The sequence below is a fragment of the Paenibacillus chondroitinus NBRC 15376 genome, assembly GCF_004000765.1.
Classification (GTDB): domain Bacteria; phylum Bacillota; class Bacilli; order Paenibacillales; family NBRC-103111; genus Paenibacillus_E; species Paenibacillus_E chondroitinus.
Genome location: NZ_BILW01000026.1, coordinates 1 through 17,751 on the forward strand (window position 1 = coordinate 1; position 17,751 = coordinate 17,751).

The window sequence follows — 17,751 nt, forward strand, 5'->3', positions numbered from 1 at the left end:
CTCACTCAGCATGACTCGGCGGGTTTCCCGGACCTGAGACGGCCTTGAACGCTCGCTCGCGGGAGGCTCGGGGGGATATTTATCACTTCTTCAAATATGCCTCATTGTACTCCCCAATAATCTGGTCGCCGCCGTTACGCTTCCAGCGCTCAATCTCCTGCGCAAAGGCTGCTTTATCGAGTTTCCCCAGCATATAGTTGTACGTCGCATCAGAGATGACTTTGTACAGTTCAACGCCACGCTCGTCGTAGGTTTTCGACTCTAACCCCAGTGTCGGGTCCTTAACGATATATTTCTCGTTGTCCAAGCTGAGCTTATCCGCCAGCTGTGACAGGGACTCGCTCTCCGCGACCTGCTTCACCTGCGGGTTGTTCAAGTCCGCGATCATGAGCGCATACAGCGCATTCACTTCGTTCACGCGAATCTTGGATGTCTCTTCCAGCAGCTGGACTTTGTCCCCAATGGTGGTGTAATGACGTCCCTCCAAGCCATACTTCATCAGGTTGGCGACATCTTTATCCATCGACCGGTCAAAAAATTGCAGCACCTGCTTCAGTTCCGCCTCCGTGCGAATCGCTTTTTTGGAGAACAGGTACAGCGCGCTGTAGTTCGGAATCGACCAGATCTTAAAACCCATTGGTCCTTCGATATGATTCACGAGGGTGAATTTAGCCGAAGGGTTCACAAGCTGCACCTCGTCCGAAAGGCGCTGCACATCCTGCATGCTGCCAATATAGACGCCCGCGATGCCGCGAATCAGCTTATCGCGCTGAACTTCTTTGCTGGTAACGGCAAAATCCGAGTTAATAAGCTTTTCGTCGTACAGCTTTCTCATGAAATTCATTGTATCCACATAAGCCTGCGTTTCGAACTCCGGCACCAGCTTCCCATTCGCAACGCCCCAGTTATTCGGAGTGCCGAAGTAGGAGCTCAGCGTTTTGAAAGCGCCGAAAACCAAGTCATTTCGGTCCGTTAGCCCGATGGTATCATCCTTGCCGTTGCGATCGGGATCGCCATACGTGAAAGCTTTTAACACTTGATACAGCTCATCAACCGTCGTCGGCTTGGCCAGCTTCACATTGTTCAGCCAGTCCTCGCGAATGATAATCCCTTGCCGGGAAGACGGCCGCTCGGTATACAAGCCATAGATTTTGCCATCGACAGCCGCCTGTCCCAAAATCTCCTTATTCAACTGCTTCAAATTCGGATAAGCTGACAAATACGGTCCGATATCCCAAAAGGCGCCGGAGCGGATCGAATTTTTCATCAACATGTAGTCTGTATATTTCACGTAGGTTGCTTTTTTCAGCGAGTTCGTGGTGAGGGCTGTGTTCATTTTATCGGTGTATATGCCATCCGGAACCCAATTCAATTCCAGCTTCGTATTCGTAAGCTTTTCGATCTCCTGAACGAGCTCGGGGATAGGCGGATGCGGAAAATGAAGCGGTGCCATAATCGAAATAACAGGGCGATCACTGCTCGCCTCGTTGGCTCCCGTAGTGCTTCCTTTCGTGCAACCACTGATCAAAACAACCATCAGCAGGCCATAGATAAAGAGACGACCGCGCTTATAAACTTTCCTGTTTACCTGTGTGTTCATGACCCTTCCCCCTTGGTGCAGCAGCATTTTCCGGTCATAATCAGAGAAAATGATTATCCGCCAGACAGATGATTATTGCTCTTAACGACAGACTTGACTACAATACATAGATACAGAACTTAGATACAGAAGTGATCATCCTAAGATAAGGTGTTGGCTGCGATGCCCAATTTAAGTTTTCTCAGCAAAATGACCATATTCGGGTTCTTGCTCAGCACGCTCCCTGTTATTTTTATCGGCGCTTTTGCCTTCATGACCTCGTCGAATGAGATCCAAAAAAATGTCAACGAAGGAAAAATGCAGTTAATCACCCAAATCAACTCCAATGTAGAGCAGAAATTAACGACTGTCAACCATACACTTAATCAGGTCATCAACTCCACCGTGCTCAAAAAGGCGATGGATATGCCGCTAACTGTAAACGATTTCATGATGTATGACGATCTGCGCAGCGAAATCCGGTATATGCAATCTTTTGACACGAAGCTCGAAGATGTCATCTTGATCAATGCCCGCGAGAACTGGATGATTAAGAACTCGGGGTTGTACCGTTTTGACGGCTACCCCTTTTACGATAAATTGCTGAACCTGATGAACACGCAGGAGAACAGCACCTGGATTTTGAACCCGTCGAAATGGTTTTTCACGGAGGAGAATGCTCGGAGCGTAACTTGCGATTACAGCATCTCACTGGTCAAAAAGCTGCCAACCACCGGACTGGAGAAATACGGCCTGGCGATGGCCAACATTCCAGCTTGTTCCCTGCAGGATCTGATTCAAAGCGATACGAAACATCTGGAAGATATACTGATTATGGACGAGCATAACCAGATTCTCATGCATCCGGATGCCAGCCTGATTGGCAAACCTATTGCGGAGGCCGGCCTGAAGGACTTAAGCCATCTAACGGCGCCTACGGGTCAATTCACAGCGGATATCAGCGATAAGCGCTATTCTGTGAGCTACCTGCACTCGAACTTGAATAATTGGACTTATTTGTCCCTAACCTCCATCGACAGCTTGACCACGGAATCGCGCAAAATCAGAGTCTACACGATCTATGTTTGCATCCTGATGCTGCTTCTGTCCATGCTGCTCGCTTGGCTCGGTTCGCGCAAAATGTACTCGCCCATCCAGCTCCTGCTCAATCAAATCGGGGGCCTCGTTACCGTGAACCAGAAGCGGAAGGCTAACGAGTTCCAGATGATCAGCGAGCACGTCCATACGTTATTCCAATCCAAGTCCCAGCTGGAACGGGAGGTTCATCAGCATATCGGCCAGGTGCGGACCTTCTTCTTGATCAAAGCGTTCCAGGGTCATATCAAAACGAGCGAGCTGCCCGATAAATTAGCCCAATTCGGCTATACGAAGCATATGGACGAATGGAAAACGATGTCCGTTATTACCCTGCAAATCGACTCTATCGACAATACCCGATATGAAAAAAGGGACATGGAGTTGCTGCTTTTCGCCGCGCACAATATGATTGAGGAGCTCATCCCTTCCGACCAGCGGCTCGCTCCGGTCATTATCGATCAGACGGTGGTGACCTTGATTGGAAGCCCAGACAGCGAAGCCGACGCATTCCGCAATAAGGTCTACGCCCTGACGGAGCAGATGCAGCAGCACATCTTCAGCTACTTGAATCTGCATGTCAGCATCGGGATGAGCCTTCCCATCCATGCTTTTTCGCAAATGTCGATCGCCTACAAAGAAGGGCTGGAAGCTCTGAAGCATCGGATCAAGCTCGGCGAAGGGATCATTATTCAGTACGAGAATATTAACTCGGGCAAACATTTCTTGAATTTGAACTATCCGAAGCCGCTCGAAAATGAATTGATGGACGCCATCAAAGTTGCCGAAAAGGATAAGTCCAAAGAGCTGCTGCGACAGCTCCTGCAAGCCGTATTCGCCGCTCCGCTTTCGCCGCAGGAATATCAGATCCCGCTGGCTCGGCTGCTTAACAACCTGCTGATGGTGATGCAGGAATCCGGCATTTCCTTGAATCAAATTCATCCGAACAAGGGCTCGCTTTTCGAAGAGCTGTTGAATTTGCATATGACGGCGGAAATCGAAGATTGGTTCTGGACAGAGGTCATCCACCCGCTGATCCGCATCTACCGCGACCGCCAGGATGCGCAGTATCACAATATTTCAGAGAAAATTATCGATCTTGTGCAAAAATATTACGATACCGACCTCACGCTGGAGGACTGCGCATCCAGACTGCATTACAATGCGAATTATTTAAGCAGCATTTTCCGCAAAGAAACGAATTGCTCCTTCAGCGACTATTTGTCCGCCTACCGGTTCAACATGGCGAAGAAATGGCTGTCGGAGACGGATATGCCCATCAAGGATATCTCGTCCAAGCTGCGTTATAACAACTCGCAGAACTTCATCCGGTCCTTCCGCAAGCAAGAGGGGATTACCCCGGGGCAATACCGCGATAAGCAAAAAGAAGGCGCTGCTCTATAATCCCGAGCAGCACCCAACGCCAAAAGCCTCCGGAGCCACCAAGCCGTTGTTGGTGGTTTCGGAGGCTTTTGCCTCTTCGTTAAACTAGGTGAGCTAGCTGGCTGTCCAGCTTTCTACTCGCTTGGATCTACAGCTGCCTTAAGTGCCGCACGGTTGTTCCATAAGAACGACACAACGCTGTTGCGTTCCTCAAAGAACGCCTCTTTTTCATCCAAGTAGTCTTTACCGCGACCATGTACGCTGAAACGATCATCGTTGTAGTTCATCAGCGTCCACTGCCCCCCACGCTTGTTATCAGCGAACACAAGGTATAGTTTCTGGCCCGAAGGATCCCACTTCGCATACGACGAAAAGTTGTCCAAAATCAAGCCAATGTCATCCTTCTTTTTAATTTGCATGATCTTATCTCCTTTTCATTATGATTTAGGCATATTTAGTAGAACAGGAACATAGTAAACGAGAATGCCTGAAAATGTTGTCGGACTGTGTGGATCGTTCATGGGAACCTTTGTCGAATGGCAATCTTTCTGGCATTTCGTGAGACTGTCAGGCTTATAAAAGCGAAAAAAGCCGAGGACATGACGTCCTCCGGCTCACTCTGCAAGAAGAATAACTAGAATTCCTCCAGCTATTTCCTAGTTATTTCCATTCCATCTTCATTTATCTGGAAATTCTCCTGTTATTATGCCCCGTTCGAGGCATATGAAGGCATTTCCGCCGGAATTAGATGGACAATTTCCCGTTATTCAATCAAACCGTAATTTCTAGTACAATTAGCAGTAGTTTTTCCAGTTAAACCGGCCGGACCGGCTTGAGGGCTTGGAGCCTAGAGGCTGCGGGGCCGAAAGTCTGCCGTCTCGCTTACCGCTATTTGCCGCCACGCAAAAGCTTACAGCCCCGCCGCTGCATAAACTTTATCAAAGCCCGCTTTGGAACGCTGAGCCAAGCTCTCCGGGGAATCCGTCGGTGGCGTAGCCATCAAAATCTCCTGCGAAACAGCGCCTTTATAGCCGATTTTCGCTAGACCTTGCAGGAAGCCTGCCAAGTCGATCACACCTTCGCCTGGGTACACACGTCCGTTATCCAACACTTCCTCCACCGGAACGTCCGGCGCGTCGTTGATGTGGACGTGGACGATCTGCTCAGGACGCAGCTTCTCGATGTCTGCTACTGTTAACCCGTTCGTGTACCAGTGGTACGCATCGAACAGCAAACCAACGTTGCTCTCGCCGATCGCATCAATCCAATCCAGCGTCTCTTCGAGCGTCCAGATGAACGGATGTTTCCAGCGTGTGCGCAGGTGGTGCGGCCCCACGAACTCTAGGCCAAGACGGATGCCGTAGGCGCCAAGGATTTGCGCGCAAGTGCGCAATCTGCGCGTAGCCAGCGCCATGAAATGCGCAGCATTCAGATCCGTCGATGGCAGAACGTACGTGCAGCAGCTCGTGCAGCCAAGCGCTGCCGCCGCTGCGGCTGCTTGAGTCAGCTTCGGCAGGTCAGCGCGGAAACGCTCCTCGGATCCGCGCCATTCCACCGGTAGACCGATGGAGCCAATAACAAGGCCATGCTTGTTCAGCAGCTCGCGCGCACCGTCTACGCTATGGCTATCCACTAGGGCAAGCGCGTCGATATCGACGGCTGCAAAGCCGTATTTTGCCGCTAGCTCAATGAACTGCTCATTGCTCTCCAGCTTGCCAAGTCCTGCTCCCGTTAACCCTCTAAGCATCGTGTTTCCCTCCCGATTTAGATGTCCCAGTTTAGTTTCACTTCATTCCCTGTCCGGGAAGATTCATAGATGGCATCAAGAATTAAATTGTTTGTGTAGCCGGATAAAGCGGATGTAATCGGTTGTTTGCCTTCCCGAATGCACGTAAGGAAATGTCTGCTCAGACGCAGGCGCTCTCCTTCGTCATTCTCAGGCTTTTTCAAATCTGTCTCGATAGCCCGATTGAACTTCTCAGTCAGCAGTTTCCCGGATGCTCCCTTGTAGCTTGCGCCGCCGTCAGAGCCCATCAGATGAATGAACGGCGTGTTATCCGTGTCCATATGAACCGCCCAGCTAACTTCCAACGTCAAGGTGCTGCCGTCTTCCATCCGGATGAGCGCTGTAGCCAAATCTTCCACATCATACGTGCCGTTCCAGTTAGGCGTCCCCCATGTACCAATCCCCTTCTTGCGAGGGCCGAATTCGGCATAAGTAGCACCAAAGACGGAGACAGGCTTCGGATTACCCATCAGGTAGAGCGCAAGATCCAACATGTGAACCCCAATATCAATCAACGGGCCGCCGCCCGATTCGTCCATTTTCGTAAACCATGTGCCCCAGCCCGGAATCCCTTTGCGGCGGAACCAGCCTGTTTTGGCTGTGTAAATTTTCCCGAGCTCACCTGCTTCAACCTGCTCTTTGATCAACTGCGGGACAGCTTCCCAGCGCATTTGGTGGCCGATCATGACCACTTTATCCGAAGCTTCGCTAGCTTTCAGAATCTGTTTAGCTGCTGCTGCATTAATGCCCATCGGCTTTTCAATCAACACGTGTTTGCCGGCTTCAATAGCTTGCACAGCAAGGGAAGCATGATGCTGGTTAGGCACACCAATAATGACAGCGTCTACATTACTGCTTTGAATAAGCTCTTCAGGGCTAGCCGCTACGTGAGCAATGCCGTATTCTTGAGCTTTTGCTTGCGCTAAAGGCAAATAAGCGTCCGTAATCTCTGTAATTTCACAGGAATCCGCCAATTTCGAAAACTCGCGTATATGCACGCCGCCGATGTTACCGGCACCAATAATACCAATTCTAATTTTATTGCTTCCCACGTTCTGTTCCTCCTCATAAGTACATCCTGTACGACCTGCTTTTATGATAAAATAAAGGCAGTAGAAAAACGCACCTATATTTCGGAAAACGTCCCATTTCTTCGAAGGAGATTAGCCGAGTATGACGTACTTTCCCGACTATTTGAAAACGTACCCAAACATGCACTCATCCTTCCCTTTTCATATCAGCAAAAATACGCTGGGGCACGGCTTTCGCGCACACCGCCACGATTTCCTCGAGTTCTCCTATGTCATCGAGGGTACCGGGTCGGAAAGCATTAATGATGTCAACCATGAGATGAGGGCGGGCACGTTCACGTTCGTGCTGCCTTATCAGGTGCATGAAATTTTTACGGATCCCGGACAAAATCTGGTCCTGTATAATTGCATGTTCAGCATGGATTTGTTGATGGAATCAGGGAGCGATCCCGGTCTGTCAGGGCTTTTGGGTGAGATGACGGCCTTGCCCGCCTATGTCCAGCTGCATGGACAAGATCAGCAACAGATGCTCGCTCTCCTTGAGGAGATGTATCAGGAATATAACGGCACTGAACGATACAGGCAGACGCTTTTAAAAGGCAAGCTGAAAGAAATTCTCATCCGCTTCGACCGCCATCGTTGGAAGCAAGCTCCCCTTGCGGAGGCAGCGGCGATCCCGCTTCACAGCACGAAGACGCATCACTCCGTTTGGCCTATCATTCATTATATTCACCGCAACTATCAGGAGGAGCTGGCCTTATCGGACCTCGCTGCGAAGTTCGCGATGAGCGCCTCGCGGATCTCTGAAGTGATCAAACAGACGACTGGCCAAACGTTCGTCCACTTCCTGCACGACCTGCGCTTGCGTCATGCTTGCAGTCTGCTTGTGTCCACGGAGATGAGCGTAACGGAAATTGCGCTTGAGGTTGGATACGGCTCGTACAAGACGTTCTCCCGCATTTTCCGGGAAAGCAAAGGGATCGTGCCCAAAGATTATCGCAAGGCGGAGCATCATCGCCGGGTAACGTAAGCAACGTGGTCTATCTTCACCTCCGAGCGATTATACTTAACATAGTATATTTGAGTGCGAGGAGAGTGCTGATCTTGTCCAATGCGTTTGTAGCACGTTCTTTGGAAGAAGTGCGGTTCTGGTCCCGAATTATGAAGGAACATTCCCTTTTTCTGAAGCTGGGTTTCCGCTGCGAAGATACGCAGCTCATTCAGGAAGCGAATCAATTCTACAGCATTTTTGAGCAAATTGAAGCTAGAGCCCATTCGTATACCGAAGCGACGGATCCCTCGCAAATACAGCGTTTTAACCTGGAAGCACATTCAGCCGCAACGCACATTTGGGCTTTTAAAAGAAAAGTTCTTGGACTCATCATTCAATGCAAACTGCCAGGGGGCAATAACTTTCCCTTACTTGTTGATCATACGAGCCGAGAAGCCAACTATTTCAGGAATCGGTTGGAGGAATTAAACACGGGAAGACTGGACCCTTTACCTGACGCGATTATTCATGAAAATGTTTTCTTCCTGCGCATTATGGCGGATCATGCCAAGTTCATCGGACATCTGCTTGACCCGTCAGAGCGTCAATTAGTCGAGCAAGCCCGCAATTTCAGCCACGATTTTGATCAGCTGTTATTTCAAGCTATCGACCTGAGCGGCATGAAGCCGCAATCGCAGACAGACCCGCTTCTGGACCAATTCCTGGATCAGAACCGTGTTTCCGTCGTCTCGCTCCGCGACTTCAAGAAGACGGCCAGGGATTTAATCGAGGCCTGCAAAATCAAAAGCATCATCCATCCGCTGCTCGCGGATCACGTGTTTCGGGAGGCCGAGAGGTTTTTGTTTATCATTGATGCTTTTGAAGTGGCGCTCACGGGGAAACAACCAGGTGCCTAAAATAATACGGCCGCCATGGAAGGTAGGTATACCTTACCTTGGCGGCCTTTTAAATTTGCCGCGAAGGGGAACTGCAGGCCTCTATTTCAGCCAAACTAGCTATTTTTCCAATCAAAGGGAACTATGGGCCTCTATTTCTCCATGATTAGGCCATTTTGTTGTTTATCAGCTGAAATAAGACCCTCCAGTTCCCCCAAACTGCCACCCCCGACTCATCGGGCTTAAATAAGGCCCTGTAGTTCCCACACACGTTCGATCGTTACTCATCCTTCACCCACACGGACCTTGCCGAAATAAACCGCCACGCATCAGGCCATACTACTCCAGTCTCCTACGTTTTTATATATTCCTTGACAGGAATATTCCATTACAAGTATATTTAGTGTATGAACTCGACTATGAGTGCTCTCGCCGAGCCCAACCGTTTACACATGGTCGAACTTTTGCGTGACGGCCCCCTCACCGTAGGGGAAATCGCCGATCGACTTGGGCTTAACCAACCCCAGGTTTCCAAACATCTCCGCGTCCTCAGCGAGGCCGGAATCGTAGAGGTTCAACCGATCGCCAACCGGCGGATCTACAAGCTGCGGCCCCAGCCGCTCCAGGAGCTAGATGCCTGGGTGAAGTCTTTTCGCCGTATATGGGATGAGAGCTTCGACCGCTTGGACGCCTATTTGCAAGAACTGCAAAGCCAAGAAAGCAATTCTAAGGACAAGCCTTAGACTGTCGCCGCGGGTCCCGCTTTTCTGCTACTCTTACTGATCAATACTATTTTAAATTTATGGAGGTACTCACCCATGTCCGAAACTACAAACGCCCGCTCGCTAGTTATTACACGCACGTTCAACGCTCCTCGTGAGCTCGTCTTCCAATGTTGGACGAAGCCCGAACATCTCAGTCACTGGTGGGGACCGACAGGAATGCAACTGGAAGTATCCACGTGTGATGTTCGCCCCGGCGGCATGTTCCATTTCAGCATGAAATCCCCGGACGGCTTTCAAATGTGGGGCAAATTTGTATATAGCGAGGTTTCCCCTTCAGATAAACTTGTTTACACGAACTCGTTCTCCGATGCGGACGCGAACACGATCCGTGCTCCGTTCAGCCCGGTTTTCCCGCTTGAAATTTTGAATATCGTAACCTTCGAAGAGCAAGATGGTAAAACGGTTGTCACCATTAGCGGCGGCCCTGTAAACCCAACCGAAGAAGAAGCTGCTTTCTACACTTCTATGATTGAGAACATGGAACAAGGCTTTGGAGGTACCTTCAATCAACTCGACGAGTACTTGGCGAAACTTGCTTAATTCCCCATGCACCGGTTCACCTGAGCCGGTGTTTTTCTTTTACCTGCACCTTTGGTTGGCGCCTTTGCCCACACCTCCGCCTGCCGCTTTACCAACCATCCCCTCCTCCTGGAATGTCCGCCAGGCGTCACAAAAAAGCCCATCTCAACCGAATAATATAGGAAGCCGGATATTTTTCGGCAGCATTCGACTGAACCCAAAGGAGACTACCTCATGTTTCGCCATAAAATCATGAAACCCGGCGCGGCGCTTCTGCTGACGGCTGCACTTTTTGCCGGCGCAACACCGGTGTCCGCGCTATATTCCCCTTCGGTGAACGCCGTGACCAAGCAAATAACCGCTCAGGGCAGGACCTATAACGTAAGTGTCGTTACGGTCGATTTGACCGACCCGACTTTAGAGCTCGCTCCCGCCTTGGCTGACGGAGGCATCGGTCATGACGCTCCATTACAAGCGATCGCCGAGCGCGAAGGCGCCGTTGCCGCGATTAACGGCACATTTTTCAATGCCTATGAGTCTAATCCTTATATCCGCTACCCGAACGGGACGATGGTAGAAGCCGGTGAAGCTCTTCACTCCGGGGAAAATCAGACCTTTATTCTGAATCGGGATAAAGTGCCGAATATTCAGTTCGTGGACCTCGACATCGCCGTGCGGGTCAGTGAAGGGAACGGGACTTATACCATTAACCCTTGGGGGGTTAACAAGTATTACGGCGAAGGCAGCACCGACCAAGTGATCTGGTATACTCCGGACTTTGGCAGCTGGATCAACTTCCCGAACGGGACCAAGGTCGTCATCGAGGACGGGCTCATCACTCGCATCACGAACGATTCCGTGCAGGTTCCTGCCGGCGGTTACGTGCTGTTTGTCGGGGGCAGCGCCAACAACCGGCAGCACCTCCTGCCGAATCTGGACGTCGGCGATCGTGTCACGAAGGAGCTGCTGGCCAAAGGCGAAGGCGGCAGCTCTCTGAACGCTAAGTCGTGGCTCGCGGCGATCGGGGTCGGGCCGAAGCTGGTCACCGGCGGCGCTGTCGATCTCGACGTCACGCGGGACGGCTTCTCCGACCCGAAGGTGACCCAATCTGCCGCGGCACGCAGCTTCATCGGCATCGACAGGTCTGATCGTCTCGTGATGGGCACCGTGCCGAGCGCAACGCTTTCCCAGCTCGCCGCCATCACCCTTCAGCTTGGGCTGAAGGAAGCCATGAATATGGACGGCGGGTCCAGCTCCGGTCTGTACGCCAACGGCACCATGCTGACCTATCCCGGCCGCGAGCTGAGCAATGCACTCGTCGTGCGTAAGCTGGATAAGCCGAAGGTGCAAATCGATATCAACGGGCAGGCTGAGTATGACTACAGCGGCTTCATCGTCAATGAGACGACCGTTGTTCCGATCCGTCCCTTCATCACCGCGATGAATGCCGGTTTTCAGTGGGACGCCGCAACCCGGACGGCAACCATTACGAGCGGAGGCGTGACGATGAAGCTGAAGGATGGGAGCTCCACAGCGACGGTGAACGGCAAGTCGGTCTCCGTGCCGGTCCCGCTCCAGATTATGGGGGACAGCCGCATGTACGTCCCGCTCCGCCTCGTCGCGGAGTCGCTGAATAGCAAAGTGGACTGGAACAGCAGCTTGTACAGGGCATCCGTGCGCCTGCCATAAGGAAGACACCATAAGACCTGAGGGCAAACATCCCTCAGGTCTTTTCCATCCCCACCACGTTTAACCCTTCCCAATCAGGCAAAAATAGGAAAGATCACTGAGATGCTACAATATCGGAGGAACTTTCGAATGTTGGAAAAAGGCCAAATATCAAGCAGACAATTCGGGGTACTTTTATGCCTTTATACAATTGGAAACGCGATTATTTACTCGCCACCCCAACTTATTTTCATGGCCAAACAGGATGCTTGGCTATCCATTATCGTTGGCTTACTCGCTGGCATGCTCCTCATTGTTCTCTATAACACGCTCGGTGGAAAATTTCCAAACCTGAATTTTGCTCAGTACAGCGAGCAGATTTTAGGCCGTTTCTTCGGAAAATTGGCGGCCTTGGCTGCATTATCTTTTGTCTATATCAGCACCTTGTACCCGTTGTGGGGAATCAGCGATTTTCTCGCGACCAGAATGCTGTCCAAAACGCCAATTGAAGTCATCATCTCCATTACGGTCATCATGGTAGCCTTCAGTGTCATTCTGGGGCTCGAAACCATTAGCCGTGTTAGTGAAATTCTGTTTCCTTGGACCTTGCTGTTTTTATTTCTTGTTATTTTGATGCTGATTCCACAGATGAAGCCCACCAATTTTCTCCCTATTCTTGAGGAAGGGATTAAGCCGACCATTCGAGGCAGCGTCCAGTTTCTCAGTTTTCCGCTCACAGCTGTTTTCAACTTTCTCATGCTGCTGCCTTATGCCAATAATGTCAGCAAAGCGAAGAATGCTTATTATCTAGGAACCGTTATCGGCGGGACTGTGATATGGATCGTCACGATGACGAATATTGCCGTTTTAGGGGTATCTTTAGCTTTGGGAAGCATCTATCCGACTTATGATATGGCGCAAAAAATCAATATTGGCGATTTTCTACAGCGCGCCGAGGCCATTATTGCGATTATCTGGTTTGTCACGCAATATTTTTATACGGTCATCAACTTTTATATTACGACTCTCATTCTAGCTCAGCTGCTAGGTTTAAAAGAAACCCGCCCGCTTGTGCTCCCTATTGGCGTTATTTCAGTCCCTTTAGCTAATGTTTTAATTCCCAATATCCCTTATTCCTTTACTTTCACGAACAAAGTTTGGCCTGCCTACGCCCTGACCGTTACTCTTCTGCTTCCGCTGCTCATGCTGCTGATTGCCAAGCTGCGCCGCATGCCGAAAAAGCCGGAGACATAGTCCATCCGGCTCTTTCATTAACTGATCATCTTCAGTAGGAGTTCGCCCATAGGCTTAAACACATACGATATGTACGCTAACGGGCTTCGCAGATGCGAACCCAAAGCTTTCGATACGCAAAGCGCCGTGCCGAGCACAAGGAGAACAGAAAACGACCACAATTCCTTCTTCAGACGTTTTCTCCTCATTCTGGGGACTTCAATGAGCACGATGGCAGCAACCGCCAGGAGGATGAAAGGAAGAAGTGCCATGGGTCAACTACTCCTTTGTCTTTTTCTTTAGTTCTTCAATGAAAGAGCTGCTTACTTTCCCTGTGCGACGCAGTTTGGCATCCACTTGTACGATCACCTCTGATTTTACAAAATAACTCGGCCAGTCCGCTTTCATCCGTTTCCAAGAACCAGGGTCTGATCTATGTAAAATTTCACCGAAGCCGAAAATGTCTGCTTCAAGCTTTTGCGCTTTGGAAACCGCAACCTGCAAACCTTCCTTCAGCTTTTTCTCCATAACCTGTTCCAACAGATAAATCGATTCTGATTTCGTTAAATCAATGCTTCCCTCGACCTCACCAATATCCCCTTCCACTTGCAACTTGACGGTGAATACGGGTTTTCCCTCTTTCATAGCTGCCGTAACTTTGGATTTTGTTCTTAAAATATGGATGGAAGCTTCTCCGCCATCAGGCAACAGCACATCTCCAACGGTGCTTTTCACATTTCCGCTTATGTAATTGTAGCCTTTGCTCTCTTGCTCATTCAGCCAGCCTACTAACCGGTCCCCACGAAAAACACCTAATTGGGTAAAGACCAGGCCGACAGGAGCATCCGACATCTTCAGTTTATTATCTTTGTTGAGGACGGCTAACTCCCCATTGGATTTAAGCCCTGTCAAGACAGGCTCTTTGCCGAGAGCAACCAGATTGGCCACAAATTCATCTATATGCACGGCAATCGTAGGCGCCCAAAGGTTCTGGGAAGTTTTTAAGGAGGAATACAGCTTATTCGCCGGGATTTTCTCCGTTGGAGTCAATGTGCTTAATATCTCTTTAGCCTGTACGTCTTTGGCAATCGCAACGAAATAATCAGGACGCATTTGCTCATTACGCATAAAGAAATCTAACACGTCCCTTACCCCTTCCCTTGCCAGCTCCTCACTAATCACTAACATTCGCAAATGAGAAAGGTATAGCTCCCTTGGGGCATGGCTCGTCATCTTGCGAAGAGCCTCGTATAAGGTGGGCGACACGACATGGAAGTTCGTAACGGACGTCCCTCGTTCTGAAGATGAGCCCATCCCGATTTCACCGACATTCGCCACTTGGGCGCTTAATTCAATTTGGTTATCATGTTTATCTATGCCAAGCGCCATCACAAAGGAGAGCTGATTTAATTCCTGTCGGTTCCAACACCCCGTCGTTATGCTTAATAGAAGGATGAGCAGGAGAGTAACCCGTATCATCTTGCGCATCAGGAAAACCCTCCCCTTCTTCTGATTCGTGCTAATCGATTGGCTTCCTAGGCTTGCTATCTTTAATGCGAGTCTGATTAGTTCCTTTACCGATTAATGATGGCCGGCGCTGCATAGCCCAGAGCGGCAAGCGAAAGATCGCATCCTTCTGGTCTGTTGTATGAAAGGGGCCAAATGGGGACATGTAAGGAACTCCGAATGAGCGAAGGCTGCACAAATGAAACAAGATGCACATACATCCCAGAAAGATGCCATAGATGCCAAAGGAAGCCGCAATAAACATCAACAGATACCGCAGCAGGCGAAGCGGAATGCTGATGGAGTAAGCGGGCATGACGAAGCTTGCAATGGCCGTGATCGAAACAACGATGACCATCGCCGCAGATACCAGGCCCGCTTGAACAGCGGCTTCTCCAAGCACCAAGGCCCCGACAATGGAAATGGCGGAACCGACCATCCTTGGCATTCGAATGCCGGCCTCACGCAAAATCTCAAACGCTGTTTCCATCAACAGCGCTTCAATAAACGCCGGGAACGGAACCCCTTCCCGCTGCGTTGCCAGACTGAGCAGCAGCGTTGTCGGAAGCATCTCTTGATGATAGGTGGTCACGGCAATATAAACGGATGGTGTCAAAAGTGAGATCAGCATCGCCACATAACGCAGCATTCGAATGACGCCAAAGTCCGATCGTTGGTAGTAATCTTCTGCGGACTGCAGAAATTGAGTAAAAATAACGGGGACTAGCAGAACAAACGGTGAGCCGTCCACCAGAATAGAAACACGGCCCTCTAAAATGCCTGCAGCAATCGTGTCCGGCCGTTCAGAGTTATAGATCGTTGGAAAGGGACTAAACGTGTCGTCCTGTATCAGTTCTTCAATTTGACCTGTATCCATAATGGCATCTATGTCAATCCGCTGAATGCGGTTCCTGACTTCGTCCACGACTTTGTCATCCGCAATCCCTTTGATATACATGAAGGCAACATCTGTTTTGGATATCCGACCGACGCGGAGACTCTCCATCCGAAGGGAAGGATGCTTGATTCTTCGCCGGATAAGTGACGTATTGGTACGCAACGTTTCTGTGAAGCTTTCGCGAGGCCCCCGGACGACAGCCTCCACATTGGATTCTGTAATTCCGCGTGACTCCCATCCTCTTGTGCTGACGATGAGCCCTAGGCGGCAGTTATCCAGCATGATAGCGGCATCGCCGGATAGGATCGCATCGTACAGGTCCTCCATCAGCTCGGTTTTCCTCACGCCGCCTAACGAAATAATATATCGTTCCAGAGCGCCTGGGAGATCCGTTATCAGGCTTCCATCCGCGTTCCGAAAGTCCCCTGTGAACAGCATAAGAGATTCTAATAAATCATGTATCAAAGTATGGTCAGCCAATCCATCCGTGAAAACAATGGCAATCGGCAGCTCGCCCGATCGTCCGATGCCGAGCTCTCTAATTATAATATCGCTGCTCTCTCCCAGAATCTCGACAAGCTGCGCTATATTTTCAGACAGATGAGGGGTTAGCGATGGAGCGGCAGTCGTAGACATAGGATCACCCTGTTTTTGGTTTAGCTATTTGTACCGTTCCCTTATTTTGGATGCATTATGTATCCCATCAAGTCACATTTTTGCTCGCTGATTCATTGAGTTTTCCATCCTATAACGCTTATAATAAAACGAGAAAAAGTTTAAAAGAAAAGGTGTCATTTCATGAGCATATTAAATGTAGAAAGATTAAGTCACGGCTTTGGAGACCGCGCCATCTTCAACGACGTCTCGTTCCGCCTGCTCAAAGGGGAGCACATCGGACTCATCGGCGCTAACGGAGAAGGTAAATCTACTTTCATGAACATCATTACAGGCAAGCTTCAGCCGGATGATGGCAAGGTGGAATGGTCCAAGCGCATGCGCGTTGGCTACCTGGATCAACATGCTGTTCTGAGCAAAGGCATGAGCATCCGCGATGTCCTGAAGGGAGCCTTCCAATATCTGTTCGACATGGAACAAGAAATGAATGACATGTACGGCCGGATGGGCGATGTGACGCCGGAAGAGCTTGAACAGATGCTCGAGGATGTCGGTACGATTCAGGATACATTGACGAACCAAGACTTTTACATGATCGATGCCAAAATCGAAGAAACCGCTCGCGGATTGGGCCTCACTGATATTGGCCTAGACAAAGATGTGAACGATTTGAGCGGTGGTCAACGGACGAAGGTGCTTCTGGCGAAGCTTTTGCTGGAAAAACCGGACATTTTGCTCCTCGATGAGCCTACCAACTATTTGGATGAGCAGCATATCGAATGGTTGAAACGTTATTTGCAAGAATATGAGAATGCCTTCATTCTGATTTCTCACGATATCCCGTTCCTGAACAGCGTAATCAACTTGATCTACCACATGGAAAATCAAGCTTTAAATCGCTATGTGGGAGATTACACGCATTTCCAGCAAGTACACGAAATGAAGAAACAGCAGCTTGAGTCGGCTTACAAACGCCAACAGCAAGAAATTTCCGAGTTGAAGGATTTCGTTGCACGTAACAAAGCGAGCGTGGCGACGCGGAATATGGCGATGTCCAGACAAAAGAAACTCGACAAGATGGAAGTTATTGAAATTGCAAAGGAGAAACCGAAGCCGCAGTTTAATTTCAAAGAGGGCCGCACATCAGGCAAGCTTATTTTTGAAACGACGGATCTCGTGATCGGTTACGATCAACCGCTATCCAGACCGCTTAACCTGCGCATGGAACGCGGTCAGAAGATTGCCCTGGTCGGTGCCAACGGGATCGGAAAAACGACGTTGCTGCGGAGTATTTTGGGCGAAATCCAGCCGGTATCCGGCTCCGTTCAAAAAGGCGATAACCAGCAAATCGGTTACTTCCAGCAGGAAATCAAAGACTCCAACAACAATACTTGTATCGAGGAAGTATGGAACGAGTTCCCTTCTTTCACGCAATTTGAGGTGCGTGCTGCGCTGGCTAAATGCGGTCTCACCACGAAGCACATTGAGAGTAAAGTTGTTGTTCTGAGCGGCGGCGAGAAGGCGAAAGTCCGTCTCTGCAAGCTGATCAACCGCGAAACGAACTTACTGGTGCTCGATGAGCCGACCAACCATTTGGACGTAGATGCCAAGGATGAGCTCAAACGTGCGCTGCAAGCCTACAAGGGCAGTATTCTTCTGATTTCCCACGAACCGGAATTTTACCGTGATGTGGTGACGGATACTTGGAATTGCGAGTCTTGGACAACGAAAGTGTTCTAATCGACGAAAAGGCCGTCTTCGAGTAG

15 protein-coding genes are annotated in these 17,751 nt (G+C 49.9%); 8 read left to right on the top strand and 7 right to left on the bottom strand.

The features are described 5' to 3' along the window. Positions 1-82: 82 nt before the first annotated feature. Positions 83-1,600, bottom strand: coding sequence for an extracellular solute-binding protein (locus tag PCH02S_RS23990; RefSeq protein WP_127456632.1), 1,518 nt, complete (start codon positions 1,598-1,600; stop codon positions 83-85). A 162-nt stretch (positions 1,601-1,762) separates the two neighbouring features. Here PCH02S_RS23990 and PCH02S_RS23995 point away from each other — a divergent pair, with 162 nt between their 5' ends. Further along, on the top strand, positions 1,763-4,078 hold the full coding sequence (locus PCH02S_RS23995; RefSeq protein ID WP_127456633.1) for a helix-turn-helix domain-containing protein: 2,316 nt from the start codon (positions 1,763-1,765) through the stop codon (positions 4,076-4,078). 113 nt (positions 4,079-4,191) lie between these two features. Here PCH02S_RS23995 and PCH02S_RS24000 read toward each other — a convergent pair whose 3' ends face one another. The 3 genes from PCH02S_RS24000 to PCH02S_RS24010 form a co-directional block, all read right to left on the bottom strand. Further along, positions 4,192-4,476, bottom strand: a complete 285-nt coding sequence (locus PCH02S_RS24000) for a hypothetical protein (RefSeq protein ID WP_127456634.1) — start codon at positions 4,474-4,476, stop codon at positions 4,192-4,194. A gap of 491 nt (positions 4,477-4,967) precedes the next feature. Next, positions 4,968-5,804 (bottom strand): sugar phosphate isomerase/epimerase family protein, encoded by an 837-nt coding sequence (locus PCH02S_RS24005; protein WP_127456635.1) that lies wholly within the window; start codon positions 5,802-5,804, stop codon positions 4,968-4,970. Positions 5,805-5,821: 17 nt separating this feature from the next. After that, on the bottom strand, positions 5,822-6,895 hold the full coding sequence (locus PCH02S_RS24010; RefSeq protein ID WP_127456636.1) for a Gfo/Idh/MocA family protein: 1,074 nt from the start codon (positions 6,893-6,895) through the stop codon (positions 5,822-5,824). A 121-nt stretch (positions 6,896-7,016) separates the two neighbouring features. Between PCH02S_RS24010 and PCH02S_RS24015 the strand changes: the two genes are divergently transcribed. From PCH02S_RS24015 to PCH02S_RS24040, 6 genes are all read left to right on the top strand, one after another. Then, positions 7,017-7,904 carry an AraC family transcriptional regulator gene (locus PCH02S_RS24015; protein WP_127456637.1) on the top strand — a complete coding sequence of 296 codons (888 nt, stop codon included), beginning with the start codon at positions 7,017-7,019 and terminating at the stop codon, positions 7,902-7,904. Positions 7,905-7,978: 74 nt separating this feature from the next. Continuing rightward, positions 7,979-8,782, top strand: coding sequence for a DUF2935 domain-containing protein (locus PCH02S_RS24020; protein WP_174806819.1), 804 nt, complete (start codon positions 7,979-7,981; stop codon positions 8,780-8,782). Between the two features lie 386 nt (positions 8,783-9,168). After that, a complete protein-coding gene (locus PCH02S_RS24025) occupies positions 9,169-9,504 on the top strand; it encodes an ArsR/SmtB family transcription factor (protein ID WP_127456638.1) in 336 nt (111 codons plus the stop codon). 75 nt (positions 9,505-9,579) lie between these two features. After that, on the top strand, positions 9,580-10,086 hold the full coding sequence (locus PCH02S_RS24030) for an SRPBCC family protein (RefSeq protein WP_127456639.1): 507 nt from the start codon (positions 9,580-9,582) through the stop codon (positions 10,084-10,086). A 213-nt stretch (positions 10,087-10,299) separates the two neighbouring features. Continuing rightward, entirely contained in the window at positions 10,300-11,754 is a 1,455-nt protein-coding gene (locus PCH02S_RS24035) for a stalk domain-containing protein (RefSeq protein ID WP_127456640.1), read from the top strand. 129 nt (positions 11,755-11,883) lie between these two features. Next, positions 11,884-12,987: a GerAB/ArcD/ProY family transporter gene (locus PCH02S_RS24040; protein WP_164819716.1), complete on the top strand. Its 1,104-nt coding sequence runs from the start codon at positions 11,884-11,886 to the stop codon at positions 12,985-12,987. A 17-nt stretch (positions 12,988-13,004) separates the two neighbouring features. Here the strand turns inward: PCH02S_RS24040 and PCH02S_RS24045 are convergent, their stop codons facing one another. The 3 genes from PCH02S_RS24045 to PCH02S_RS24055 are packed head-to-tail and all read right to left on the bottom strand — an operon-like array spanning position 13,005 to position 16,006. Then, complete coding sequence (locus PCH02S_RS24045) at positions 13,005-13,238, bottom strand: hypothetical protein (protein ID WP_127456642.1); 234 nt, start codon at positions 13,236-13,238, stop codon at positions 13,005-13,007. A gap of 7 nt (positions 13,239-13,245) precedes the next feature. Next, positions 13,246-14,454, bottom strand: a complete 1,209-nt coding sequence (locus tag PCH02S_RS24050; protein WP_127456643.1) for a Ger(x)C family spore germination protein — start codon at positions 14,452-14,454, stop codon at positions 13,246-13,248. A 31-nt stretch (positions 14,455-14,485) separates the two neighbouring features. Continuing rightward, on the bottom strand, positions 14,486-16,006 hold the full coding sequence (locus PCH02S_RS24055) for a spore germination protein (protein WP_127456644.1): 1,521 nt from the start codon (positions 16,004-16,006) through the stop codon (positions 14,486-14,488). Positions 16,007-16,168: 162 nt separating this feature from the next. On the opposite strand from PCH02S_RS24055, the gene PCH02S_RS24060 reads away from it, so the two are divergent. Continuing rightward, the gene (locus tag PCH02S_RS24060) at positions 16,169-17,725 is read left to right on the top strand and encodes an ABC-F family ATP-binding cassette domain-containing protein (RefSeq protein ID WP_127456645.1); all 1,557 of its coding nucleotides are present in this window, start codon (positions 16,169-16,171) and stop codon (positions 17,723-17,725) included. Positions 17,726-17,751 lie beyond the last annotated feature (26 nt).